Annotated in this window: 23 protein-coding genes; 2 read left to right on the top strand and 21 right to left on the bottom strand. The window is 70.3% G+C overall.

Annotated elements, in window-relative coordinates; genetic code table 11:
• Nucleotides 1-22: 22 nt before the first annotated feature.
• From pyrF to pyrR, 8 genes are all read right to left on the bottom strand, one after another.
• Complete coding sequence (pyrF, locus tag ACWGJB_RS05365) at nucleotides 23-868, bottom strand: orotidine-5'-phosphate decarboxylase (RefSeq protein WP_453378910.1); 846 nt, start codon at nucleotides 866-868, stop codon at nucleotides 23-25.
• Complete coding sequence (locus tag ACWGJB_RS05360) at nucleotides 865-1971, bottom strand: quinone-dependent dihydroorotate dehydrogenase (protein WP_453378909.1); 1107 nt, start codon at nucleotides 1969-1971, stop codon at nucleotides 865-867. The genes pyrF and ACWGJB_RS05360 overlap by 4 nt, the downstream gene beginning before the upstream one ends.
• Before the next feature lie 156 nt (nucleotides 1972-2127).
• On the bottom strand, nucleotides 2128-5436 hold the full coding sequence (gene carB / locus ACWGJB_RS05355) for a carbamoyl-phosphate synthase large subunit (RefSeq protein ID WP_453378908.1): 3309 nt from the start codon (nucleotides 5434-5436) through the stop codon (nucleotides 2128-2130).
• Nucleotides 5429-6586 (bottom strand): glutamine-hydrolyzing carbamoyl-phosphate synthase small subunit, encoded by a 1158-nt coding sequence (carA, locus tag ACWGJB_RS05350; protein WP_453378907.1) that lies wholly within the window; start codon nucleotides 6584-6586, stop codon nucleotides 5429-5431. Before carA ends, carB begins: the two co-directional genes overlap by 8 nt.
• The gene (locus ACWGJB_RS05345) at nucleotides 6583-7152 is read right to left on the bottom strand and encodes a PH-like domain-containing protein (protein WP_453378906.1); all 570 of its coding nucleotides are present in this window, start codon (nucleotides 7150-7152) and stop codon (nucleotides 6583-6585) included. Before ACWGJB_RS05345 ends, carA begins: the two co-directional genes overlap by 4 nt.
• Nucleotides 7149-8435, bottom strand: coding sequence for a dihydroorotase (locus ACWGJB_RS05340; protein WP_453378905.1), 1287 nt, complete (start codon nucleotides 8433-8435; stop codon nucleotides 7149-7151). The genes ACWGJB_RS05345 and ACWGJB_RS05340 overlap by 4 nt, the downstream gene beginning before the upstream one ends.
• Nucleotides 8436-8440: 5 nt before the next feature.
• A complete protein-coding gene (locus tag ACWGJB_RS05335) occupies nucleotides 8441-9421 on the bottom strand; it encodes an aspartate carbamoyltransferase catalytic subunit (protein ID WP_453378904.1) in 981 nt (326 codons plus the stop codon).
• 85 nt (nucleotides 9422-9506) lie between these two features.
• Entirely contained in the window at nucleotides 9507-10082 is a 576-nt protein-coding gene (pyrR, locus tag ACWGJB_RS05330; RefSeq protein WP_453378903.1) for a bifunctional pyr operon transcriptional regulator/uracil phosphoribosyltransferase PyrR, read from the bottom strand.
• A gap of 254 nt (nucleotides 10083-10336) precedes the next feature.
• Here pyrR and bldD point away from each other — a divergent pair, with 254 nt between their 5' ends.
• Nucleotides 10337-10840: a transcriptional regulator BldD gene (bldD, locus tag ACWGJB_RS05325; RefSeq protein WP_020938842.1), complete on the top strand. Its 504-nt coding sequence runs from the start codon at nucleotides 10337-10339 to the stop codon at nucleotides 10838-10840.
• A 282-nt stretch (nucleotides 10841-11122) separates the two neighbouring features.
• On the opposite strand, the gene nusB is transcribed toward bldD, so the two are convergent.
• From nusB to ACWGJB_RS05260, 13 genes are all read right to left on the bottom strand, one after another.
• Entirely contained in the window at nucleotides 11123-11554 is a 432-nt protein-coding gene (gene nusB, locus ACWGJB_RS05320) for a transcription antitermination factor NusB (RefSeq protein WP_360497743.1), read from the bottom strand.
• A 2-nt stretch (nucleotides 11555-11556) separates the two neighbouring features.
• The gene (efp, locus tag ACWGJB_RS05315) at nucleotides 11557-12123 is read right to left on the bottom strand and encodes an elongation factor P (protein ID WP_360497746.1); all 567 of its coding nucleotides are present in this window, start codon (nucleotides 12121-12123) and stop codon (nucleotides 11557-11559) included.
• Nucleotides 12124-12167: 44 nt separating this feature from the next.
• A complete protein-coding gene (locus tag ACWGJB_RS05310) occupies nucleotides 12168-13274 on the bottom strand; it encodes a M24 family metallopeptidase (RefSeq protein WP_453378902.1) in 1107 nt (368 codons plus the stop codon).
• A 210-nt stretch (nucleotides 13275-13484) separates the two neighbouring features.
• Nucleotides 13485-14321 (bottom strand): Pro-rich N-terminal domain-containing protein, encoded by an 837-nt coding sequence (locus ACWGJB_RS05305; RefSeq protein WP_453378901.1) that lies wholly within the window; start codon nucleotides 14319-14321, stop codon nucleotides 13485-13487.
• A gap of 142 nt (nucleotides 14322-14463) precedes the next feature.
• The gene (gene aroB, locus ACWGJB_RS05300) at nucleotides 14464-15555 is read right to left on the bottom strand and encodes a 3-dehydroquinate synthase (RefSeq protein WP_453378900.1); all 1092 of its coding nucleotides are present in this window, start codon (nucleotides 15553-15555) and stop codon (nucleotides 14464-14466) included.
• On the bottom strand, nucleotides 15552-16034 hold the full coding sequence (locus ACWGJB_RS05295) for a shikimate kinase (RefSeq protein WP_453379035.1): 483 nt from the start codon (nucleotides 16032-16034) through the stop codon (nucleotides 15552-15554). The genes aroB and ACWGJB_RS05295 overlap by 4 nt, the downstream gene beginning before the upstream one ends.
• A 32-nt stretch (nucleotides 16035-16066) precedes the next feature.
• On the bottom strand, nucleotides 16067-17251 hold the full coding sequence (gene aroC / locus ACWGJB_RS05290; protein WP_453378899.1) for a chorismate synthase: 1185 nt from the start codon (nucleotides 17249-17251) through the stop codon (nucleotides 16067-16069).
• A gap of 180 nt (nucleotides 17252-17431) precedes the next feature.
• On the bottom strand, nucleotides 17432-18271 hold the full coding sequence (locus ACWGJB_RS05285; RefSeq protein ID WP_453378898.1) for a shikimate dehydrogenase: 840 nt from the start codon (nucleotides 18269-18271) through the stop codon (nucleotides 17432-17434).
• Complete coding sequence (gene mltG / locus ACWGJB_RS05280) at nucleotides 18252-19997, bottom strand: endolytic transglycosylase MltG (RefSeq protein ID WP_453378897.1); 1746 nt, start codon at nucleotides 19995-19997, stop codon at nucleotides 18252-18254. Before mltG ends, ACWGJB_RS05285 begins: the two co-directional genes overlap by 20 nt.
• Before the next feature lie 123 nt (nucleotides 19998-20120).
• Nucleotides 20121-20585 (bottom strand): Holliday junction resolvase RuvX, encoded by a 465-nt coding sequence (gene ruvX / locus ACWGJB_RS05275; protein WP_453378896.1) that lies wholly within the window; start codon nucleotides 20583-20585, stop codon nucleotides 20121-20123.
• 14 nt (nucleotides 20586-20599) lie between these two features.
• Entirely contained in the window at nucleotides 20600-23272 is a 2673-nt protein-coding gene (alaS, locus tag ACWGJB_RS05270; protein WP_453378895.1) for an alanine--tRNA ligase, read from the bottom strand.
• Nucleotides 23272-23619, bottom strand: coding sequence for a hypothetical protein (locus ACWGJB_RS05265; protein ID WP_453378894.1), 348 nt, complete (start codon nucleotides 23617-23619; stop codon nucleotides 23272-23274). The genes alaS and ACWGJB_RS05265 overlap by 1 nt, the downstream gene beginning before the upstream one ends.
• Before the next feature lie 11 nt (nucleotides 23620-23630).
• Nucleotides 23631-24071, bottom strand: a complete 441-nt coding sequence (locus ACWGJB_RS05260; RefSeq protein WP_453378893.1) for a DUF948 domain-containing protein — start codon at nucleotides 24069-24071, stop codon at nucleotides 23631-23633.
• Nucleotides 24072-24217: 146 nt separating this feature from the next.
• Here ACWGJB_RS05260 and ACWGJB_RS05255 point away from each other — a divergent pair.
• On the top strand, nucleotides 24218-24468 hold a 251-nt coding region (locus ACWGJB_RS05255; RefSeq protein WP_453379034.1), incomplete at its 3' end, for a hypothetical protein.

Genomic DNA, 24468 nt, shown 5'->3' with positions numbered 1-24468 from the left:
ACCGGAGCAGTCATCGGAGTCCTCACCGACCTGCGACGACATCCCGGATCTCGCCCGCGAACCGCTCCGCGGCCGCCCTCAGGGCCCCGGCATCGGGACCGTGACGCAAAACACCTCGGCTCACGTTTGGAACCACGTTGCGCACCGCCGCCCCGAAGACCGTGGGAAGGTCGGCCGCCGTCGCGCCCTGCGCCCCGACGCCCGGCGCGAGCAGCGGGCCGTTGATGTCGAGGTCATACGACGACAGGTCGCCGACCGTGGCACCGACGACGGCGCCGAAGGAGCCCAGCGGCTCCTCGCCGGTGTTCTCGGCGGCCAGGTGGGCCAGCATGGTCGCGCCGACCGTCCGGCCGTCGCCGCGCACCGCGTGCTGCACCTCGGGGCCCTCCGGGTTCGAGGTCAGCGCCAGGACGAAGAGGCCGGCCCCGCTCTCCCGGGCCAGCGCCACGGCCGGGCTGAGCGAGCCGTAGCCGAGGTACGGCGAGACGGTAAGGGCGTCCGAGAACAGCGGCGCGTCCTTGCTCAGGAAGGCCTCCGCGTACCCGGCCATGGTGGAGCCGATGTCGCCGCGCTTGGCGTCCATGACGACCAGCGTCCCGGCGTCTCGTGCCTCCTGCACCACCCGCTCGAGGACGGCCACGCCGCGCGAGCCGAACCGCTCGAAGAACGCGCTCTGCGGCTTCATGACCGCGACCCGGTCGGCCAGCGCCTCCACGACGGTACGGCTGAACCGTTCGAGCCCCGCCACGTCGTCGTTCAGACCCCACTCGGCGAGCAGCGAGGCATGCGGGTCGATGCCGACGCACAGCGGACCGCGCTCGTCCATCGCACGGCGCAGGCGCGCGCCGAAGGGCTCCAACGGGCTCATACGGTCTTCCTCACATCGGCGCCGACCGCGTCGGCGAGCGTGGCGTACGGGCTGGTGCGCAGGCGGGCCGCGAGCCCCTTGTGGAGGTCGCGAGCGTAGAACGGCCCCTCGTAGATGAAGGCGCTGTAGCCCTGGACCAGCGTGGCACCGGCCAGGATGCGCTGCCAGGCGTCCTCGGCGTTCTCGACGCCTCCGACTCCGACCAGGGTGATCCGGTCGCCCACGCGCGCGTACAGGCGCCGCAGCACCTCCAGGGACCGCTCCTTCAGCGGCGCCCCCGAGAGCCCCCCGGTCTCCTTCACCAGCTCGGCGTCGGAGCGCAGCCCGAGGCCCTCCCGGGCGATGGTGGTGTTGGTCGCGATGATCCCGTCGAGCCCCAGCTCGACGGCCAGGTCGGCGACCGCGTCGACGTCCTCGTCGGCGAGGTCCGGCGCGATCTTCACCAGCAGCGGCACCTGGCGGTTCGCCGCCACACGGTCGGCGGCCTCGCGCACGGCCGTCAGGAGCGGACGCAGATGATCGACGGACTGGAGGTTGCGCAGGCCCGGCGTGTTCGGCGACGACACGTTCACGACCAGGTAGTCGGCGTACGGCGCGAGCCGCTCGGCGGACTTCACGTAGTCGTGGACCGCCTCGGCCTCCGGTACGACCTTGGTCTTGCCGATGTTGACGCCCACGACGGTCCTGAAGACGGGCTCACGGGTCGCCAGCCGCGCGGCGACGGTCAGCGATCCGTCGTTGTTGAACCCCATCCGGTTGATCAGCGCCCGGTCGGCGACGAGCCGGAACAGCCGCTTCTTGGGATTACCGGGCTGCGCCTCACCGGTCACGGTCCCGATCTCGACGTGATCGAACCCGAGCATCGACATCCCGTCGATCGCGACGGCGTTCTTGTCGAACCCCGCGGCCAGCCCGAAGGGCCCGTGCATCCGCAACCCGAAGGCCTCGGTGCGCAGTTCCTTGTAGCGGGGAGCCAGGGCGGCCGCGACGAAAGTACGCAGCACGGGGATACGAGCGGCGAGCCGGATCCAACGGAAGGCGAGGTGGTGGGCCTGCTCCGGGTCCATCCGCTTGAAAACGAGATTGAAGAAGATCTTGTACATGGAGTCCTCATGCGAAGGGGGACACCGGCGTACGGTGCCCCCCATACCGACAGCTGGGCAACGCGCCCCCCAAGGGGCGCGGGGCGGTGCTCAATATGCGGCTCCGCCGCGTGGGCGCGACCGGCCCCCACCGGCCCGCAGCTTCACTACGGCCTCTCAGACCCTCGCGGCCGTCAACCTCTCCGCATGCTCCTGGAGCGACCGCACCCCCACGTCCCCGTGGTTCAGCGCATCGATCCCCTGCACAGCCGCCGCCAGCGCCTGCACGGTCGTCAGACACGGCACCGACCGGGCCACCGCGGCCGTCCGGATCTCGTACCCGTCCAGGCGACCCCCCGTGCCGTACGGGGTGTTGACGATGAGGTCGACCTCGCCGTCGTGAATCAGCTGAACGATCGTCTTCTCGCCCTGAGGGCCAACGCCGTCCGACTGCTTGCGAACAACGGTCGCGTTGATGCCGTTGCGCTTGAGCACCTCGGCCGTGCCGGACGTGGCGAGCAGTTCGAAGCCGTGGGCGACCAGCTCACGCGCCGGGAAGATCATCGAGCGCTTGTCGCGGTTGGCGACCGAGATGAACGCGCGGCCCTTGGTCGGCAGCGGCCCGTAGGCCCCCGCCTGGGATTTGGCGTACGCCGTGCCGAAGACCGAGTCGATGCCCATGACCTCGCCGGTGGAGCGCATCTCCGGGCCGAGCACGGTGTCGACGCCGCGGCCCTGGATGTCGCGGAACCGCGACCACGGCATGACCGCCTCCTTGACGGAGATCGGCGCGTCGAACGGCAGCTCACCGCCGTCGCCGCGGGCTGGCAGCAGGCCCTCGGCGCGCAGCTCGGCGACGGTCGCGCCCAGCGAGATCCGGGCGGCGGCCTTCGCCAGCGGTACCGCGGTCGCCTTCGAGGTGAAGGGGACCGTACGGGACGCGCGCGGGTTGGCTTCGAGGACGTAGAGGATGTCCCCGGCCATCGCGAACTGGATGTTGATCAGACCGCGCACGCCGACGCCCTTCGCGATGGCCTCCGTCGAGGCCCGCAGGCGCTTGATGTCGAAGCCGCCCAGCGTGATCGGCGGCAGGGCGCACGCCGAGTCGCCGGAGTGGATACCGGCCTCCTCGATGTGCTCCATGACGCCGCCGAGGTACAGCTCCTGGCCGTCGTACAGCGCGTCGACGTCGATCTCGATGGCGTCGTCCAGGAACCGGTCTACGAGCACCGGCCGGGAGGGGCTGATCTCGGTCGACTCGGCGATGTAGGCGGCGAGGCGGGTCTCGTCGTAGACGATCTCCATGCCCCGCCCGCCGAGGACGTACGACGGCCGGACAAGCACCGGGTAGCCGATCTCGTCGGCGATGGCCTTTGCCTCGGCGAACTTGGTGGCGGTGCCGTGCTTGGGGGCCGGCAGACCCGCCTCCGCGAGGACCCGGCCGAAGGCGCCCCGGTCCTCGGCCGCGTGGATGGCCTCGGGGGACGTGCCGACGATCGGCACCCCGTTGTCCTTCAGCGCCTGCGACAGACCCAGCGGGGTCTGCCCGCCCAGCTGCACCACCACACCGGCGACCGGACCGGCCTGCCGCTCGGCGTGGACGATCTCCAGCACGTCCTCCAGGGTGAGCGGCTCGAAGTACAGCCGGTCGGAGGTGTCGTAGTCGGTGGAGACGGTCTCCGGATTGCAGTTGACCATCACGGTCTCGTACCCGGCGTCCGACAGCGCGAAGGACGCGTGTACGCAGGAGTAGTCGAACTCGATGCCCTGGCCGATGCGGTTGGGACCGGAGCCCAGGATGATGACGGCCGGCTTCTCGCGCCGGGCGACCTCGGTCTCCTCGTCGTAGGAGGAGTAGAAGTACGGCGTCTTCGCGGCGAACTCGGCCGCGCAGGTGTCGACCGTCTTGTAGACCGGGCGGACGCCGAGCGCGTGCCGGACCTCGCGGACGACGTCCTCGCGCAGCCCGCGGATCTCGCCGATCTGCTGGTCGGAGAAGCCGTGCCGCTTGGCCTCGGCGAGCAGGTCGGGGGTGAGTTCGGCGGCGGCCGCCAGCTCGTCCGCGATCTCCTTGATCAGGAACAGCTGGTCCACGAACCACGGGTCGATCTTCGTGTACGCGAAGACCTCCTCGGGCGTGGCGCCCGCGCGGATGGCCTGCATGACGGTGTTGATCCGGCCGTCGGTGGGCCGCACCGCCTCGTGCAGCAGCGCTTCCTTGTCACCGGGCTCGCCGACGAAGGTGAACTGGCTGCCCTTCTTCTCCAGCGAGCGCAGCGCCTTCTGGAAGGCCTCGGGGAAGTTGCGGCCGATGGCCATCGCCTCGCCGACCGACTTCATGGTCGTGGTCAGCGTGGAGTCGGCCTGCGGGAACTTCTCGAACGCGAAGCGGGGGGCCTTGACGACCACATAGTCGAGCGTGGGCTCGAAGGAGGCCGGGGTCTCCTGCGTGATGTCGTTCGGAATCTCGTCGAGCGTGTAGCCGACAGCCAGCTTGGCCGCGATCTTCGCGATCGGGAAGCCGGTGGCCTTGGAGGCGAGCGCCGAGGACCGGGACACGCGCGGGTTCATCTCGATGACGATGACCCGGCCGTCCTCGGGGTTCACCGCGAACTGGATGTTGCAGCCGCCCGTGTCGACACCGACCTCGCGGATCACGGCGATGCCGATGTCCCGCAGGATCTGGTACTCGCGGTCGGTCAGCGTCATCGACGGGGCGACGGTGATCGAGTCACCGGTGTGCACGCCCATGGGGTCGAAGTTCTCGATGGAGCAGACGACCACGACGTTGTCGTGCTTGTCGCGCATCAGCTCCAGCTCGTACTCCTTCCAGCCGAGGATCGACTCCTCCAGGAGCACCTCGGTGGTGGGCGAGAGGGTCAGGCCCTGGCCGGCGATCCGGCGCAGCTCCTCCTCGTCGTGGGCGAAGCCGGAGCCGGCGCCGCCCATGGTGAAGGAGGGGCGGACGACGACGGGGTAGCCGCCCAGCTCGTCCACTCCCGCGAGCACCTCGTCCATGGAGTGGCAGATCACCGACCGGGCGGACTCACCGTGCCCGATCTTGGCGCGCACGGCCTCCACGACGCCCTTGAAGAGGTCGCGGTCCTCGCCCTTGTTGATGGCTTCGACGTTGGCGCCGATCAGCTCGACGCCGTACTTGGCAAGGACGCCGTTCTCGGCCAGCGAGATCGCGGTGTTGAGCGCGGTCTGGCCGCCCAGGGTGGGCAGCAGGGCGTCGGGGCGCTCCTTGGCGATGATCTTCTCGACGAACTCGGGGGTGATCGGCTCGACGTAGGTCGCGTCGGCGATCTCCGGGTCGGTCATGATCGTCGCCGGGTTGGAGTTGACCAGGATGACCCGCAGGCCCTCGGCCCGCAGGACGCGGCAGGCCTGGGTGCCGGAGTAGTCGAACTCGGCGGCCTGGCCGATGACGATCGGGCCGGAGCCGATGACCAGGACGGACTGGATATCGGTGCGCTTAGGCACGCTGGCCCTCCATCAGGACTGTGTCCATCAAAGACGTGAAGCGGTCGAACAGGTAGGCGGCGTCGTGCGGGCCGGCTGCCGCTTCGGGGTGGTACTGGACGGAGAAGGCGGGCTGGTCGAGCAGCTGCAGCCCCTCCACGACGTTGTCGTTCAGGCAGACGTGTGAGACCTCGACGCGACCGAACCTCGTCTCGCTGACCTCGTCGAGCGGCGCGTCCACGGCGAACCCGTGGTTGTGCGCGGTGACCTCGACCTTGCCGGTCGTACGGTCCTGGACCGGCTGGTTGATGCCCCGGTGGCCGTACTTCAGCTTGTAGGTGCCGAAGCCGAGCGCGCGGCCGAGGATCTGGTTGCCGAAGCAGATACCGAACAGCGGGGTCTTCCGCTCCAGGACGGAGGCCATCAGGGCCACCGGGCCGTCGGCCGTGGCCGGGTCACCGGGGCCGTTGGAGAAGAACACGCCGTCGGGGCCGACTGCGTACACGTCCTCCACGGTCGCGGTCGCGGGCAGCACATGCACCTCGATGCCGCGCTCGGCCATCCGCTGCGGGGTCATGCCCTTGATGCCGAGGTCGATGGCGGCGACGGTGAACCGTTTCTCGCCGACCGCGGGGACGACGTACGCCTCCTTGGTCGCGACCTCCTCGTAGAGGCTCGTGCCCTTCATGTGCGGCTGGGCCTGCACGCGCGCGAGGAGCTCGGACTCGGCGGCGATCGCCTCGCCCGAGAAGATGCCGGAGCGCATCGAGCCGCGCTCACGGAGGTGGCGGGTGAGGGCGCGGGTGTCGATCCCGGAGATGCCGACCACGCCCTGCGCGACCAGCTCGTCGTCCAGGGAGCGCCGGGCCCGCCAGTTGGAGGGCACGCGCGAGGGGTCGCGCACGACGTAGCCCGAGACCCAGATGCGGCTGGACTCGTCGTCCTCGTCGTTCCACCCCGTGTTGCCGATCTGCGGGGCGGTGGCGACCACGATCTGGCGGTCGTAGGACGGGTCGGTGAGGGTCTCCTGGTAGCCGGTCATACCGGTGGAGAACACGGCCTCGCCGAAGGTCTCCCCCACGGCCCCGTAGGCGCGGCCGCGGAAGATCCGGCCGTCCTCCAGGACGAGTACGGCGGGAGCCTTGCCGGCTCCCCTTGTGGAGGTCGTCATCGTTCGGCGCCTTCCGTGCTGGGTGTCTTGATCATGGAGTTGATGGCGTCGACCCACTCGGTGTGCTCGGCCGCGTGGTCGGAGCGGAAACCGGAGTCGATCAGCTTGTCGCCGTGCGCCCAGGTCACCACGAGGAGTCCGCCCTCGGTGAGGACCTTGCCCGCGATGCCCTTGCCGAGCAGGGCCTCGCGGAGCGCGTCGGCGGGGATGAAGAAGTCGGTCGCCCCGGGGCGTACGACGTCCAGGCCCGCATCGGTCAGGGTGAGCTCGACCCGGCTGCGGGAGCCGAGGCCGTGGGCCACGATGCGGTCCAGCCACTGCCCGGCGGTGGTGGAGCCGTGGTAGCGGCCGCTCATCGTCAGTCTGGCCGCGCCGAGGTCGTCCGGCGCGCTGGGCAGCTCGGGCAGGTCACCCTGGAGGGTGCCGCGCCATTTCCAGCCCTCGCGCATCAGCCAGTAGACGAGCGCCACGAAGAGGGCGAGCCCGACGAGCCAGCCGATGCGCGCGGACCAGTCGGTGACCGCGGCCGACTTCTTCTCGTCGGCCAGCAGGATCAGAGGTGTCACGTCAGCTTCCCGTCCACGAGCGTCGCCTTGCCCCGCAGCCACGTGTGGGTGACACGGCCCGGCAGCTCACGCCCCTCGTACGGGGTGTTGCGGCTGCGCGAGGCAAAGCCCGCGGGGTCCACCGGGCCACGGTATTCCGTGTCGACGAGGGCGAGGTTGGCGGGCTCACCAGCCGAGACGGGACGGCCGTGGCCGGTGGCCCGTCCGATCCGCGCGGGCTTGACGGACATCCGGTCGGCGACGCCGGCCCAGGTCAGCAGGCCCGTGTCCACCATGGTCTCCTGCACCACCGACAACGCGGTCTCCAGCCCCACCATCCCCATGGCGGCGGCGGCCCACTCGCAGTCCTTGTCCTCGTGCGGGTGCGGGGCGTGGTCGGTTGCGACGATGTCGATGGTGCCGTCGGCAAGCGCCTCACGCAGGGCCAGGACATCGCGCTCGGTGCGCAGCGGCGGGTTGACCTTGTAGACCGGGTTGTACGACCGCACCAGCTCGTCGGTGAGGAGCAGGTGGTGCGGGGTGACCTCGGCGGTGACGTCGATGCCCCGGGCCTTGGCCCAGCGCACGATCTCGACGGATCCGGCGGTCGAGAGGTGGCAGATGTGGACGCGCGAGCCGACGTGCTCGGCGAGCAGGACATCCCGGGCGATGATCGATTCTTCGGCCACCGCCGGCCAGCCGCCGAGCCCCAGCTCGGCGGAGACGACGCCCTCGTTCATCTGGGCGCCCTCGGTCAGCCGCGGTTCCTGCGCGTGCTGGGCGACGACCCCGCCGAAGGCCTTCACGTACTCCAGCGCGCGGCGCATGATCACGGCGTCGTCGACGCACTTGCCGTCGTCGGAGAAGACGGTGACCCCGGCGGCCGACTCGTGCATGGCCCCCAGTTCGGCGAGCTTCCTGCCCTCCAGGCCGACGGTGACGGCGCCGATGGGCTGGACGTCGCAGTAGCCGTGCTCCTGGCCGAGCCGGTAGACCTGCTCGACCACACCGGCGGTGTCGGCGACCGGGAAGGTGTTGGCCATGGCGAACACGGCCGTGTAGCCGCCGGAGGCAGCCGCGCGGGTACCGGTCAGCACGGTCTCGGAGTCCTCGCGGCCGGGCTCGCGCAGATGGGTGTGCAGGTCGACCAGGCCCGGCAGCAGCACCTTGCCGGCGGCCTCCACGACCTCGGCGCCCTCGGCGGACAGCCCGCTGCCCACCGCCGCGATGAGCTCACCGTCGATCAGGACGTCCTGCGGCTCACCGCCGAGCACCTTCGCACCACGGATCAGGATCTTGCTCATGGGTCTTACTTCTCCTCGATGGTGCGGGCGTGGCTGACGGCGGGTTCGTTGCCGCCGAGCAGGAGGTAGAGAACGGCCATCCGGATGGAGACTCCGTTTGCGACCTGCTCGACCACGGTGCAGCGGTCGGAGTCGGCGACCTCGGCGGTGATCTCCATACCGCGGACCATCGGGCCGGGGTGCATCACGATGGCGTGCTCGGGCATCCGCGCCATGCGGTCGCCGTCGAGGCCGTACCGCCGTGAGTACTCGCGCTCGGTCGGGAAGAACGCGGCGTTCATGCGCTCGCGCTGGACGCGCAGCATCATCACCGCGTCGGACTTGGGGAGGACGGCGTCGAGGTCGTACGACACCTCGCAGGGCCAGTTCCCGACGCCGACCGGCACCAGGGTGGGCGGGGCGACCAGGGTGACCTCGGCGCCGAGGGTGTGCAGCAGGTCGACGTTGGAGCGGGCGACCCGGCTGTGCAGGACGTCGCCGACGATCGTGATGCGCTTGCCGGCCAGGTCCTGCCCTATCCCGGCGTCCCGGCCGACGAGCCGGCGGCGCATGGTGAAGGCGTCCAGGAGGGCCTGGGTGGGGTGCTGGTGGGTGCCGTCGCCGGCGTTGATCACGGCGGCGTCGATCCAGCCGGAGGTGGCGAGGCGGTAGGGGGCTCCGGAGGCGCCGTGCCGGATGACGACGGCGTCGACGCCCATCGCCTCCAGGGTCTGGGCGGTGTCCTTCAGGGACTCGCCCTTGGAGACGCTGGACCCCTTGGCGGAGAAGTTGATGACGTCCGCCGACAGCCGCTTCTCGGCGGCCTCGAAGGAGATCCGGGTCCGGGTCGAGTCCTCGAAGAAGAGGTTGACCACGGTGCGGCCGCGCAGGGTCGGCAGCTTCTTGATCGGCCGGTCGGCGACCCGGGCCATCTCCTCGGCGGTGTCGAGGATCAGGACGGCGTCGTCGCGGGTGAGGTCGGCGGCCGAGATGAGATGACGCTGCATCTGTCAGGCTCCGTAAGGCAGTTCACATATCGGGAGGTTACGGGCAAGCGTGGGCGCACCGGTGCGGTGCGGGCCCCTGGGCTTGCTACGGGGTCGGCTTCACACCGAGCAGCACGGTGTCGCGACCGTCCTCCTCGGTGAGCAGGACCTTGACCGTCTCCCGCAGCGACGTGGGGAGGTTCTTGCCGACGTAGTCGGCACGGATGGGCAGTTCGCGGTGGCCGCGGTCGACGAGGACCGCGAGCTGGACCGTGCGCGGGCGCCCGATGTCGTTCAGGGCGTCGAGGGCGGCGCGGATGGTGCGGCCGGAGAACAGCACGTCGTCGACGAGGACGACGAGTCTGCCGTCGATGCCGTCACCGGGGATCTCGGTGCGGGCCAGCGCACGCGGCGGGTGCATGCGCAGATCGTCGCGGTACATCGTGATGTCGAGCGAACCGACGGGCATCTTGCGGTCGGTGATCTCCTCCAGCTTGGCGGCGAGCCGCCGGGCGAGGAAGACACCCCGGGTCGGAATGCCGAGGAGCACCACGTCGTCGGCGCCCTTGGCGCGCTCGACGATCTCGTGGGCGATACGGGTCAGTACCCGCGCGATGTCGGACCCTTCGAGCACGGGCCGGGCATCGGATGCCGGAAGGTCGGGCTTTACCTGCTTGTCCATACGAAACGGACCCCCTTCTCCGCCTCACGGGACGGACCTTAAAGGACGTCGGATTTGCGCCATCCACGCTATCAGGTGCCAGAGAGGTCTCCGATCACCCCCTTGGCGTAATCGGCCATCGCCACCACGGAAGAGTCGGTGCGGACCATTCGGCTTGACGCGAGAGAGTAACGCTGCGTAACCTCACAGTGAGTTACCAGCCGCGCGGCGGGAACCAAAGGCCGGCCGCGTCGACACAGTGTCCGGGGAGCTATATGTCCAGCGAATACGCCAAACAGCTCGGGGCCAAGCTCCGGGCCATCCGCACCCAGCAGGGCCTTTCCCTCCACGGTGTCGAGGAGAAGTCCCAGGGTCGCTGGAAGGCCGTGGTGGTCGGTTCGTACGAGCGCGGCGACCGTGCCGTGACCGTGCAGCGCCTTGCCGAGTTGGCGGATTTCTACGGGGTCCCGGTGCAGGAGCTGCTGCCGGGCACCACGCCTGGCGGCGCCGCCGAGCCCCCGCCGAAGCTGGTCCTGGACCTGGAGCGGCTGGCCACCGTGCCGGCCGAGAAGGCGGGCCCGCTGCAGCGCTACGCGGCGACGATCCAGTCCCAGCGCGGTGACTACAACGGCAAGGTGCTGTCGATCCGCCAGGACGACCTGCGCACACTGGCCGTCATCTACGACCAGTCCCCCTCGGTCCTCACCGAGCAGCTGATCAGCTGGGGCGTCCTGGACGCGGACGCGCGCCGCGCGGTCGCCACCCACGAGGACGCCTGACCCCCACAACGCCTGAGCAGAAACGTGCCGCCGGGGCGCCCGGAACTCGATGGTTCCGGCCGCCCCGGCGGCTTTTTGTCATCGCACTTCGCGTGGCGGGCGGCGGCTGCACGCCCCACCAGGGGCGCGAGGCCGTGTCGATATGCGGCTCCGCCGCGTGGGCGCGAACGGCCCCACACGGCCCGCAGCCGCCCTGCGAACGCACCACCCACCCCATTGGGCACACAAACGCCGGAGGGCCCGCAGCGAGGCACGCTGCGGGCCCTCCGGCGTTTGTGTGGCTCACGCCTCCCGGCGCAGCGACGGCTTCAGCTCCTTCAGCCGCCCCAGCAGTCCGTTCACGAACGACGGCGACTCGTCCGTCGAGAACTCCTTCGCCAGCTGCACCATCTCGTCGAGAACGACCGCGTCCGGCGTCTCGTCGACCCAGATCAGCTCGTACGCCCCAAGGCGCAGGATGTTGCGGTCGACGACCGGCATCCGGTCGAGCGTCCAGCCGACCGCGTACTGGGCGATCAGCTCGTCGATCCGCCGCTCGTGCTCGGCGTAGCCCTCGACCAGCTGCATCGTGTATTCGCTCACCGGCGGCTGCCGGGTGTCGTCCCGGGAGAGCCTGATCCAGTCCGCGAGAACGGTCAGGACGTCGGCCCCGCGCTGGTCGCCCTCGAAGAGGATCTGGAAGGCGCGCTTGCGGGCCGTGTTGCGGGCAGCCACGGTTAGCTGTTCACCCGGCCGAGGTAGTCGCCCGTGCGGGTGTCGACCTTGATCTTCTCACCGGAGGTGATGAAGAGCGGGACCTGGATCTCGTAGCCGGTCTCCAGCTTGGCGGGCTTGGTGCCGCCGGTGGAGCGGTCGCCCTGGACGCCCGGCTCGGTCTCGGCGATGGTCAGCTCGACGGCGGCCGGCAGCTCGACGTAGAGCACCTGGCCCTCGTTCTGCGCGACCATGGCCTCGAAGCCCTCGATCAGGAAGTTCGCGACGTCACCGACGGTCTTGCGGTCGATGTGCAGCTGGTCGTACGTGTCCATGTCCATGAAGACGAAGTAGTCGCCGTCCATGTACGAGAACTGCATGTCGCGCTTGTCGACGTTGGCCGTCTCGACCTTGACGCCGGCGTTGAAGGTCTTGTCGACCACCTTGCCGGACAGCACGTTCTTCAGCTTGGTGCGCACGAAGGCCGGGCCCTTGCCGGGCTTGACGTGCTGGAACTCGACGACGGACCAGAGCTGGCCGCCTTCGAGCTTGAGCACCAGGCCGTTCTTGAGGTCGTTCGTGGAAGCCACGGTTGCGGAATCTCCTGGACTGACGTACGACCCCGGGTCACGCGCTACAGCGCGAGCAGCTCCTTGGTCGTGATGGTGAGTAGCTCGGGTCCGCCGTCCGCCTCAGGGCGTACGACGAGCGTGTCATCGATCCGGACACCGCCCCGGCCCGGGAGGTGGACCCCCGGTTCGACGGTGACCGGCACGCAAGCGTCCAGTTTACCCATGGACGACGGGGCGAGCTGCGGGTCCTCGTCGATTTCGAGTCCGACACCGTGTCCCGTGAGGGGCTGCAGCCCCTCGGCGTAGCCCGCGGAGTCCAGCACCTGGCGTGCGGCGCGGTCCACGTCACGGTAGGCGGCTCCCGGTACGAGCCCCTCCCGGCCGGCCCGCTGAGCGGCGAAGACGAGGTCGTAGAGCTCGATCTGCCAGTCGGCGGGCGAGGTGCCGATGACGAAGGTCCGGCCGATCTCGCAGCGGTAGCCGCGGTAGGTGGCACCGAGGCAGACGGAGAGGAAGTCACCCTCCTCGACCCGCCGGTCGGTGGGGCGGTGACCGCGGCGGCCCGAGTTGGGTCCGGTCGCCACGGAGGTGGGGAAGGCCGGGCCGTCGGCGCCGTGGTCGACCAGGCGGCGCTCCAGCTCCAGCGCGAGGTGCCGTTCGGTGCGGCCGACGAGGATCGACTCCAGCAGCTCGCCGAGGGCCTGGTCGGCGATCTCGGCGCCGATCCGGAGGTACGAGATCTCCTCCTCGTCCTTCACGACCCGGAGCTGCTCGACGGCGCTGCCGAGGTCGGTGAGGCGGATGCGCGGGGCGACCGAGGAGAGGGCTCGGTGCCGGGTCACCGTGAGGTGGTGCTCCTCGACGGCGAGGGCGTCGGCGTCCTGGGCGGCGGCAAGGTCGGCGGCGGCCACGGCGGGGTCACCGCCGGGTCCTTCGAGGAGGTGCTGCCGAAGGGCGTCGTCGGGGCGGGCCTCGGTGGGGCGGTCGTCCTGCGGGCCGGGGCTGACGAGGAGGTCCTCGCGTCGGCCGAGCAGCAGGACGGAGCCGGCGGGGGCGGCGCCGGCAAGGTATCTCACGTTGGCCGGGCGCGAGACGAGGGCGGACTGGCAGCCGGCCGCGTTGCATCGTTCCCTCAGCCTGGTTCGGCGGGTCACGTACACGTCTGACATGAGTCGAGCGTAGGAGTCGCGGGCGGTTTGTGCCGGTTGAGGGGAGCCGAGTGGGGTGGCGGGGCGCCGGTGTGGGGTGCGGGTCCGTGGGACTTTTCTGCGCAGTTCCCCGCGCCCCTCAAGTGACCGGTCGTCCTTCGGCTGCGGACCGGTGGGGCGTTCGCGCCCACCCGGCGGAGCCGCAGATCGATACGGCGCCCGGGCCGCCTTCTACCAGCTCGGTGGGCTCGCTATCGCCCGTGCCAGGACCTCGTCCAGCACGCGAGCCGTGCTCGGTACGTCCAGCTGGGAGTTGTCGATGATCGGGAGGCCCGAGCCGTACCAGCCCGCCATGCGGCCGTGGATACGGGCCACCTCCTCGTCGGTGAGGCGGCGGTTGCCCATGCGTTCGGCGTTGCGCTCCAGGACGATGTCGAGGCCGGGGAGGAGGACGACCGGGAGGAGGCCGGGGCCGACATGGCGCTTCCAGCCGCCGAGGCCGACGACCGGCCGGTCCGGGAAGACCGCGTCGTCGAGGATGCACGAGATGCCGTTGGCCAGGAAGTTGCGCGCGGCGAAGCCGCAGGTGCGGCGGGCCAGGCGGTACTGGGCCTCGGAGTTGTCGTTCCAGCCGGACTGGGGGTCGGCGAAGCCGGAGCGGACCCATTCTCGGACGTCGTCGAGGCTGATGTGAGCCGTGGGGACCCTGCGGTGGTCGGCCCAGTACTTGGCCACACTGGTCTTGCCCGCGCCCGCCGGGCCGATGAGCAGGACCGCCAGGGTGGTGGTGGTCGGGTCGGGCGCGGTGGTCGCGGCCGGGGGTGCGGTGGGGATACCCACCGGGGCGCCCGACGGCAGCGGGACATGGCCCGTGGCGTCGGGGGGCGGCGGGGCCGAGGGCAGGGGTGGTGGCGGCGGAACCGACGGCTGCGGGGGCGCGGCCGGTGGCGGCGGCACGGGCGCGGGGCCCTGCGGCGCTCCCGGATGGTGTGCGGCCGGCGGCCAGCCGGTCGGTCCCTGCCCCGGCTGATGGGGCGGCGGCAGCGGAGATCCCACTGCGTGCTGCATCCGGTGCCACTCCGTCTCGTCATGTGCGGCTGCGCTCGTTACCGAACGGTACCGCCCCCGGTCGTCGTTTGGTGAAACGGCCGGGGGCGGTACGAAGTGCCCGAGCCACCAGGCGAATCGGGCGGAAGGAACAGCTGCGGACTTACTGCCCGACCTCGCCGTAGGCGGCGAGCAGTACCGCCGGGTCCGGGCCCTCCAGGACGGTGGGCTTGGCGAGGCCGTCGAGGACGATGAAGCGCAGCAGGTCGCCGCGGGACTTCTTGTCGACCTTCATCGTCTCGACCAGCTTGGGCCACTGGTCGTAGCGGTAGTGCAGCGGCAGGCCCACCGATTCGAGGATCGCGCGGTGGCGGTCGGCTGTCGCGTCGTCCAGGCGCCCGGCCAGCCGGCCGAGTTCGGCGGCGAAGTGCATGCCGACGGCGACCGCGGCACCGTGCCGCCACTTGTAGCGCTCGTTCTTCTCGATGGCATGGCCGAGCGTGTGGCCGTAGTTGAGGATCTCCCGCAGGCCCGACTCCCTGAGGTCGGAGGAGACGACCTCCGCCTTGACCCGGATGGAGCGCTCGATCAGCTCGGCCGTGTGCGGGCCGGCCGGCGTGCGCGCGGCCTCGGGGTCGGACTCGATGAGCTCCAGGATCGCCGGGTCGGCGATGAAACCGGCCTTGATGACCTCGGCGAGCCCGGACACGTAGTCGTTGACCGGGAGGGAGTCCAGCGCGGCCAGGTCGCACAGCACACCCGCCGGCGGGTGGAAGGCGCCGACCAGGTTCTTGCCCTCGGCGGTGTTGATGCCGGTCTTGCCGCCGACCGCCGCGTCGACCATGGCGAGGACGGTGGTCGGGACGGCGATCCAGCGGACCCCGCGCAGCCAGGTGGCGGCCACGAAACCGGCCAGGTCCGTCGTCGCCCCGCCGCCCACGCCGACGACGACGTCGGAGCGGGTGAAGCCGGACTGGCCGAGCGCCTTCCAGCAGTAGGCGGCGACCTCGGCGGTCTTGGCCTCCTCCGCGTTGGGCACCTGGATGGCGACGGCCTCGTAGCCCTGCCCGGCCAGGTCGGCGCGGAGCGCGTCACCGGTCTCGGCGAGCGCCTCGGGGTGGATCACCGCGACCCGCTTGACCCTCTCACCGATCAACCCGCCCAGCTCACCGAGCAGTTGACGGCCCACCAGGACCTCGTACGGCTCGGTGCCCGCCGTGCCGCCGACCTGGATCCGGGTGACTGCCTCGCTCATGCTTCCTTCAACTCCAGTGCGTCCAGCGCTGCTTGGGTGACCTCTTCGGGCGTACGCCCGTCGGTCGCGACGACGGCCGAGGCGACCTCCTCGTACAGGTGCCGACGCGCCTCCATCAGTTCCCGCCACTGCCTGCGCGGATTGATGGCCAGCAGCGGCCGGGCCGCGTTCAGGCCGGTGCGCTTCACAGCCTCCTCGACGTCCATCGAGAGGTAGACCACCCGTCGGCCGGCCAGCAGCGCCCGCGTGTCCGCGTCGAGGATCGCGCCGCCGCCGAGTGCGAGGACGCCCTCGTGCTCGGCCAGGGCCACCTGGACCGCCCGCTTCTCGATGGCACGGAAGGCGGGCTCCCCCTCGTCGACGAAAATCTCGGCGATGGCGCGGCCCTCGGCGGCGACGATGTCCTCGTCGGTGTCCCGGTAACCGACCCCGAGCCGCTCGGCGAGCAGTCCCCCGACCGTGGACTTGCCCACGCCCATCGGTCCGACCAGCACCACCACCGGTGCGCCGGTCACCGGATCGCCAGGTTCTCGAGGTACGACTGCACGTTACGGCGGGTCTCGGGCACCGAGTCACCGCCGAACTTCTCCGCGACCGCGTCCGCGAGGACGAGCGCGACCATCGCCTCGGCGACGATGCCGGCAGCCGGCACGGCGGAGACGTCGGAGCGCTGGTGGTGGGCCTGGGTGGCCTCACCGGTGGACACGTCCACGGTCCGCAGGGCGCGCGGCACGGTCGCGATCGGCTTCATCGCGGCCCGCACCCGCAGCAGCTCACCCGTGGACAGGCCGCCCTCGGTGCCGCCGGCGTGGCCGGAGACGCGCCGGATGCCCTCGTCGGTGCCGACGATCTCGTCATGGGCCTGCGAGCCGGGCACCCGTGCCAGCTCGAAGCCGTCGCCGATCTCGACGCCCTTGATCGCCTGGATGCCCATCAGCGCACCGGCCAGGCGGGCGTCCAGCTTGCGGTCCCAGTGCACGTGCGAGCCGAGGCCGACCGGCACCCCGTAGGCCAGCACCTCGACCACACCGCCGAGGGTGTCGCCGTCCTTGTGGGCCTGGTCGACCTCCGCGACCATCGCCTTCGACGCGTCCGCGTCCAGGCAGCGCAGCGGGTCGGCGTCCAGCTTCTCGACGTCGGCCGGGGTGGGGTACACGCCCTTAGGGGCCTTCACGGAGCACAGCTCGACCACGTGCGAGACGATCTCGATGCCGGCCGTCTCCTTCAGGTACGACCGGGCGACCGCGCCGAGCGCCACCCGGGCCGCGGTCTCCCGCGCGGAGGCACGCTCCAGGACCGGCCGGGCCTCGTCGAAGCCGTACTTCTGCATACCGGCGAGGTCGGCGTGACCGGGACGCGGGCGGGTCAGCGGGGCGTTGCGAGCGAGTCCGGCCAGGATCTCGGGGTCGACCGGGTCGGCCGCCATGACCTGCTCCCACTTGGGCCACTCGGTGTTGCCCACCATGATCGCGACCGGCGAGCCGATCGTGAGACCGTGCCGGACACCGCCCAGGAAGGTGACCTGGTCCTGCTCGAACTTCATGCGCGCACCGCGTCCATAACCGAGCCGCCGCCGCGCCAGGTGGTCCGCGACCATCTCGGTCGTGATCGGCACGCCGGCGGGAAGGCCCTCCAGCGTCGCGACAAGTGCGGGACCGTGGGACTCCCCCGCGGTCAGCCAACGCAGCCTGCTCAACGATGCTCCTCAGTGCTCGCGCCCTGGTACTGCCCTGCGTACGCGCGTCCTCGCGTACGGCGACGGCCCGACCGGGTGCGCGGCCCCGGTCCGCCGCCTCCGATCCTCCCACGTCCGGGCGGTGAACCCGGCCGCCGGTCCAGCAGACGGACGCGGAGGTGGACGCGGAGGTGGAAGGGGTCAGCGCTCGGCGAGCGCCTTCTCCCCGGCCCGGCGCATGGCGTCCAGCGGCGCCGGGGCGCGTCCGGTCATCTGTTCGACCTGGAGCACGGCCTGGTGCACCAGGAGGTCCAGGCCGCTCACCACGGCTCCCCCGAACATGGACCAGCGCGCGGCCAGCGCCGTGGGCCAGGGGTGGTAGAGGACGTCGAAGAGGGTGGTGGGGCGTTCGGGTACGGCGGCGGCGAGGGCGTCGGTGGTGCCCGCCGGGGTGGTGGCGATGACCAGGGGGGCGTGCAGGGCCTGTTCGGCGTCGGCCCAGTCGGCGGTGCGGACCTCGACGTCGAGCCGCTCGCCCCAGTGCCGCATCTCGGCGGCGCGCTCCTCGCTGCGGACGTAGGCGACGACCTCGCCGGTGCAGATCCGGGCGAGCGCGGCCAGCGCCGAGGAGGCGGTGGCGCCGGCGCCGAGGATCGCGGCGGAGTCGATCTGTTCGATGCCGTGCTCCCGCAGCGCGGCGATCATGCCCGGGATGTCGGTGTTGTCCCCAAGCCGTCGGCCGTCCTCCGTGAAGACGACCGTGTTGACCGCGTCGACCGAGGCGGCCGTCTCGCTGATCTCGTCGACCAGCGGGATGACCGCCCGCTTCAGCGGCATGGTCAGCGACAGCCCCGCCCACTCCGGCCCCAGCTGCCCGAGGAAGCCGGGCAGCCGGGTCTCGTCGACCTCGAAGCGCTCGTACGACCAGTCGGTGAGCCCGAGTTCGTCGTACGCGGCCCGGTGCAGCACCGGGGAGAGCGAGTGGGCGATGGGCTTACCGAGCACGGCGGCCCGACGGGCGTCAGTGGCCCGAGTTGGCATTGAACTTTTCCTTGAGCTTCTCGAATTCGGCGTTGGTCTTGGCGAATTCGGTGTTGTTCACGCCGTCGGTCGCCACGAAATACATCCAGCCCTCGTCGGTCGGATTCATTGCCGCCTTCAGCGCTTCGTCGCCGGGGTTGCCGATCGGGCCGGGCGGAAGGCCCTTCTGGGTGTAGGTGTTGTACGGGTCCCGGTTGCTGTTGATCTCCGACTCGCTGATATGGATGTTGCTCGTGCCCTTCAGGTAGTTGAAGGTCGAGTCGAATTGGAGCAACTGGTTCGTCTCGGTGTTCGTGGGCTGGAGACGGTTGTAGATCACTTCCGCCATCTTGCGGAAGTCGTCGTGTGTCTTTCCTTCGGCCTGGACGAGGCTCGCGACCGTGATGAGCTGCAGCGGATTGTCCAGGTCGTACTTCTTGGCCTGTGCCGCGAGGTCGTAGGGGGCGTACTCCTCCTTGGCCGCGGCGACCATCTGCTTCAGGATCGTGTCGGGCTTCATGCCCTTCGCCGCAGGATAGGTGCCCGGGAAGAGGAAGCCCTCCAGCGGGTCCATGATCTTGCTGTTGGTGTTCGCGTAGCTCGGCAGACCGAGGCTCTTGTATTCGGTCTTCGCCACCTTCCTGGTGGTGCCCGAGGAAAGGCCGAGCTGTTTGTCGAGGGCCACGTAGACAGCCCCCGCGCGCTCGCCCGGGGTGACCACCACATTGGCCTTGCTCTTCGGGTCGAGCATCAGCTGCACGGCACTCGCGGCGGACATCTCCTTCTTCAGGAGATAGGCGCCTGCCTGAATCGTTTTTCCATCCGGGTTCTGCGACTGGGCGGCCACGAACGCGTCGACACTCTTGACGACGTCGGCCTCCTTCAGACGCCGGCCGATGTCATAGCCGCCCGCGCCCTTCGGGATCTCGACGGTCACCGAACCGTTGCCGCTGCCCGCGTAATCCGGCGCCGCGCCGAAACGATTTTGGTAGAAGTGCCAGCCGTAATAGCCGACCGTGGCCGCACCGCCGCCGAACACCAGGCAGACCACCAGACAGGCGCAGCCGTTGCGGCGCTTCTTGGCCCCCTTGCCGCCCTTCGCCTCCTTGCCGCGGCCACCACCGCGGCGCCCTTTCGGGTCGTCATCGTCGTCCTCGTCGTCGTCGGCGCCCGTGAAGAAGGGGTGCTGCTCTTCCTCCTCCTCGACGGCGGGCTCCGGCTGCGGTTCCGGCTCCGGGCGCCTGCGGCCGGGCGGCTCCGGCGGCGGGTACGCGTCCTCGGTGCCGTAGAAGTCGGGCTGCTCCCCGCCGTACGCCACCGGCTGCTGGCCGTAGGGGTCGCCCGGGTCGGCGGCGTAGGGCACCTGGCCGTGGGTGCCGGTCGCGTCCCAACCGCCCTGGTGGTACTGCTGCCGGGCATGGCCGGCGTACTGCTGGTCGTACTGCTGCTGGTCGTACTGCTGCTGGTCGTACTGCTGCTGGCCCTGTCCGTCGGCGTACTGAAGCTGCCCCTGCTCGTCGTAGTACGCGTACTGCTGCTGGGCGTGGTGCTGGTCGTACCCGCCCTGTGGGTGCTGGCTCCAGTCGCCGTACTGCTGCTGCGACTGCTGCGGGTAGTGCTGCGGCTGGCCGCCGTAGGGGGACTGCTGACCCACGTGGGCCTGCTGTCCTCCCCATCCGTCGTCCCCGTACAACGGGTCCTCCGGATGCCACGGTTCGGAGCCTGGGCCCCGGCCATACTCAGTCATCGATCCCCTAGAGCCGCGAGGCGGCGCATCACGCGGCTGGTGGGCCGGCTGACCGTTCCGCCTCTTGCTGTGCGGTGGCTGTTCGAAAACCATCGCATCGCGCGGAACGTTACCGTATCGCGATCAGATGACTACTTCGACGCCCTCGCCGGGTGGTTTACCTGACACCCGTTCGGATTCCAGCGCCTGCTGGAGGATGATCACAGCGGCGGCCTGGTCGATGACCGAGCGGCCCTTCTTGGACTTCACCCCCGAGGCCCGCAGTCCCTGACTGGCCGTCACGGTCGTCATCCGCTCGTCGACCAGCCGGACCGGCACCGGCCCGATGCCCTTGGCCAGCTCCTGGGCGAAGGCCCGGACCTTGACGGCGGCCGGGCCCTCGCCTCCCTTGAGGGAGCGCGGGAGTCCGACGACGACCTCGATCGGTTCGTACTCCTCGACCAGTTGCCGCAGTCGGCGGTGGGCGGCCGGGACGTCCCGGCCGGGGACGGTCTCGACGGGGGTGGCCAGGATCCCGTCGGGGTCGCACGAGGCGACCCCGATCCGGGCGTCCCCGACGTCGACGGCGAGCCGACGCCCTCTGCGCATCTTCTTACCGTTTCTTACTTGGCGGTCTCGGCCACGAGACGCTCTACGGCGTCGATGGCCTCGCCCACGGCGGCCGGGTTCTGGCCGCCGCCCTGGGCGACGTCCGGCTTGCCACCGCCACCGCCACCGAGCGTCTTGGCGGCGGTGCGGACCAGGTCACCGGCCTTGAGGCCGCGATCGCGGGCGGCGTCGTTGGTGGCGATGACCGTGAGCGGCTTGCCGTTGTTGACCGTGAACAGGGCGACCACGGCGGCGCGCCCGCCCTGGATGCGGCCGCGCACGTCGAGGACGAGCTTGCGCAGGTCGTCCGGGGTGGTGCCGTCCGGGACCTGCCCGGTCACCACGGCGATCCCGCGGACGTCCTTCGCGGAGTCGACCAGGCCGCTGGCGGCCTGCAGCACCTTCTCGGCGCGGAACTTCTCGATCTCCTTCTCGGCGTCCTTCAGCTTGCCGAGCATGGTGGAGACCTTCTCCGGAAGCTCCTCCGGACGGCCCTTGATCAGCTCCTGGAGCTGGGCGACGACCGTGTGCTCACGGGCCAGGAAGTTGTAGGCGTCGACGCCGACGAGGGCCTCGATACGGCGGACACCCGAGCCGATCGACGACTCGCCGAGCAGCTTCACCAGGCCCAGCTGGGCGGTGTTGTGGACGTGGGTGCCGCCGCACAGCTCCTTGGAGAAGTCGCCGATGGTCACCACGCGGACCCGCTCGCCGTACTTCTCGCCGAACTCGGCGATGGCGCCCTGCTTCTTGGCCTCGTCGATGCCCATGATGTCGGCGCGCACGTCCAGGTCGCGGGCGAGCACCTCGTTGATCTTCTGCTCGACGTCGGTCATCACGGCCGTCGGGACGGCGGACGGCGAGCCGAAGTCGAAGCGGAAGCGGCCGGGCTGGTTCTCCGAACCGGCCTGGGCCGCCGTCGGGCCGAGGGCGTCGCGCAGCGCCTGGTGGGTGAGGTGGGTGGCCGAGTGGGCACGGGCGATGGCGGTGCGGCGGCGCTGGTCGATCGCGGCGTGGGCCTTGGCGCCGACCGTCACCTCGCCGAACTGGACGACACCCTTGTGGACGTAGACGCCCGGGACCGGCTTCTGGGTGTCGCGGATCTCGACGACGGCACCGGAGTCGACCTTGATCCGGCCGGTGTCGCCGATCTGACCGCCGCCCTCGGCGTAGAACGGGGTGCGGTCCAGGACGATCTCGACCTCGTCGCCCTCGCTGGCGGCCGGCGAGGAGACGCCGTCGACCAGGATGCCGACGATCGTGGTCTCGCCCTCGGTGTCGGAGTAGCCGATGAAGTCGGTCTCGCCGGTCTTGTCGGCGATCTCGCGGTAGGCGCCGGCACCGGCGTGCCCGGTCTTCTTGGCCTGGGCATCGGCCTTGGCGCGGTCCCGCTGCTCCTTCATCAGGCGGCGGAAGCCGTCCTCGTCCACCGCGAGGCCCTGCTCGGCGGCCATTTCGAGGGTGAGGTCGATCGGGAAGCCCCAGGTGTCGTGGAGCAGGAAGGCCTTGTCGCCGGCGAGGACCGTGCCGCCGGCCTCCTTGGTCTCGGTGACGGCGGTGTCGAGGATGTTGGTGCCGGCCTTCAGCGTCTTGAGGAAGGCGTTCTCCTCGGCGACGGCGACCTTCTCGATGCGCTCGCGGTCGGTGACCAGCTCCGGGTACTGCTGCCCCATCATCCGGATCACGGTGTCGATCAGGTCGAGGACGACCGGGCCGGTGGCGCCGAGGAGGCGCATGTTGCGGATGGCGCGGCGCATGATGCGGCGCAGCACATAGCCGCGGCCCTCGTTGCCGGGGGTGACGCCGTCGCCGATGAGCATGACCGACGTCCGCATGTGGTCGGTGACCACGCGCAGCGAGACGTCCGAGCCGTGGGCGTCGCCGTAGGCCACACCGGTCAGCTCGGTGGCCTTCTCGATGACCGCCATCGAGGTGTCGATCTCGTACATGTTCTGCACGCCCTGCAGAATCATGGCGAGACGCTCCAGGCCGAGGCCCGTGTCGATGTTCTTGCTGGGCAGTTCGCCGAGGATCTCGAAGTTGTCCTTGCCGATGCCCTCGCCGCGCTCGTACTGCATGAAGACGAGGTTCCAGATCTCCACGTACCGCTCGTCGTTGACGGCCGGGCCGCCCTCGACGCCGAACTCGGGGCCGCGGTCGTAGTTGATCTCGGAGCAGGGGCCGCAGGGTCCGGGGACGCCCATGGACCAGTAGTTGTCCTTCATGCCGAGGCGCTGGATGCGCTCCTTCGGCACGCCGACGACCTCGTGCCAGATGCGCTCGGCCTCGTCGTCGTCCTTGTAGACGGTGATCCAGAGCTTCTCCGGCTCCAGGCCGTAACCACCCTTGTCCTGGGGCGTGGTGAGCAGCTCCCAGGCATACTTGATGGCGCCTTCCTTGAAGTAGTCGCCGAAGGAGAAGTTGCCGCACATCTGGAAGAAGGTGCCGTGCCGAGTGGTCTTGCCGACCTCTTCGATGTCGGGGGTGCGCACGCACTTCTGCACGCTGGTGGCGCGCGCCCAGGGCGGCTTGACCTCACCGAGGAAGTAGGGCTTGAAGGGCACCATGCCGGCCGGGACGAGGAGCAGAGTCGGGTCGTCCGCGATGAGCGACGCCGAAGGGACGACGGTGTGACCGCGCTCCTCGTAGAAGCTCAGCCAGCGGCGGCGGATCTCTGCCGACTCCATCAGTGGTCCTCATTCCGGTCGTACGAGTACGTCGTGTTATCGATGTACTTCGGGTTGCTGCGGTTGTTCTCGATGGCGGCGAGCCGCCGGGGCGCGGGGAGTTCGGGGTCCGCGTTGATACCCAGCGCGTCCCCCAGCTCTTCCTCCCGCTGAGCCATGTTCTCGCGGACGTCGAGCGCGAAGCCGATCGCCCGGTCCTTGATCCGGTGGCCGGTCTCCAGCGCCTTGTTCGCGGCGGTGGCGGCGAGGCTCTCGGGGGTCAGCTGCCTGAGCTTGCGGTTGACCTTGGTGGTGGCCCAGACACCGGCGGCAACACCGGTGGTGAACCAGAACGTACGGCGGAACATCTGCCTGGCTCCTACTTTCCCCGGTTCTTCCGCCGTGCGGCGGGCACGGTCCGGCCCACGATCACGGTACGCCTGGGCTCCCGGGCGGGCACGTCCGCCTTGCGGCCGGTCAGTGCCCGGCGCACGCCGTAGCCGAACGCCGCGACCTTGACCAGCGGGCCGCCGAAGGTGGAGGCGACGGTGGTCGACAGCGCGGAGGCGTTGGAGGTGACCTCCTGGACGTCGGAGGCGATCGCGTCGACCCGGTCGATCTGGGTCTGCGCGGAGCGTACGGCCGCGGAGGCGTCGGCGAGCAGCGGGACCGCCTGGTCGGTCACATCCGCCACGAGTTTGGTGGTCGCCTTGAGCGTCTGGGCCAGCCTCACGAGAGCCACCGCGAGGAAGGAGACCAGGATCGCCCAGAAGACGGCCACCAGGATCCCGGCCACCTCTCCACCGGACACTGCGCGCACCTGCTTCCCGCTCTTCCGCGAAATCAATTGAGCACTGAGCCTATCGCGCGGGGCGTCGGGCTCCGTACCGGATTACCGCGCGCGAGCGGCTGAGTTCCGGGAACCGATTGTACGGACTGAATACGGTTAAGTACGCTCCGTGTTCCATGCGAGGTCCTCAGCACCCCGGCCCTTCGGCGGACGGCAATCTGCCCCTGGAACTGACCGCGTTCGTGGGCCGCTCGGCCGAACTCGGCGAGCTGGCCCGGGCCCTGGAGTCCGGCCGGCTGGTGACGGTGACCGGGGTCGGCGGGGTCGGCAAGTCCCGGCTGGCGTGGCCCGGCGCCCCCCCCCCCCCCCCCCCCCCCCCCCCCAGGGGGGGGCGGGGCGCGCGGCGGCCACCGACCACAGAGAAGAG

This window comes from Streptomyces sp. NPDC054813, assembly GCF_053611365.1.
Note: the sequence above shows the minus strand (reverse complement) of the source record. Positions and strands in the feature narration are given on the sequence as shown.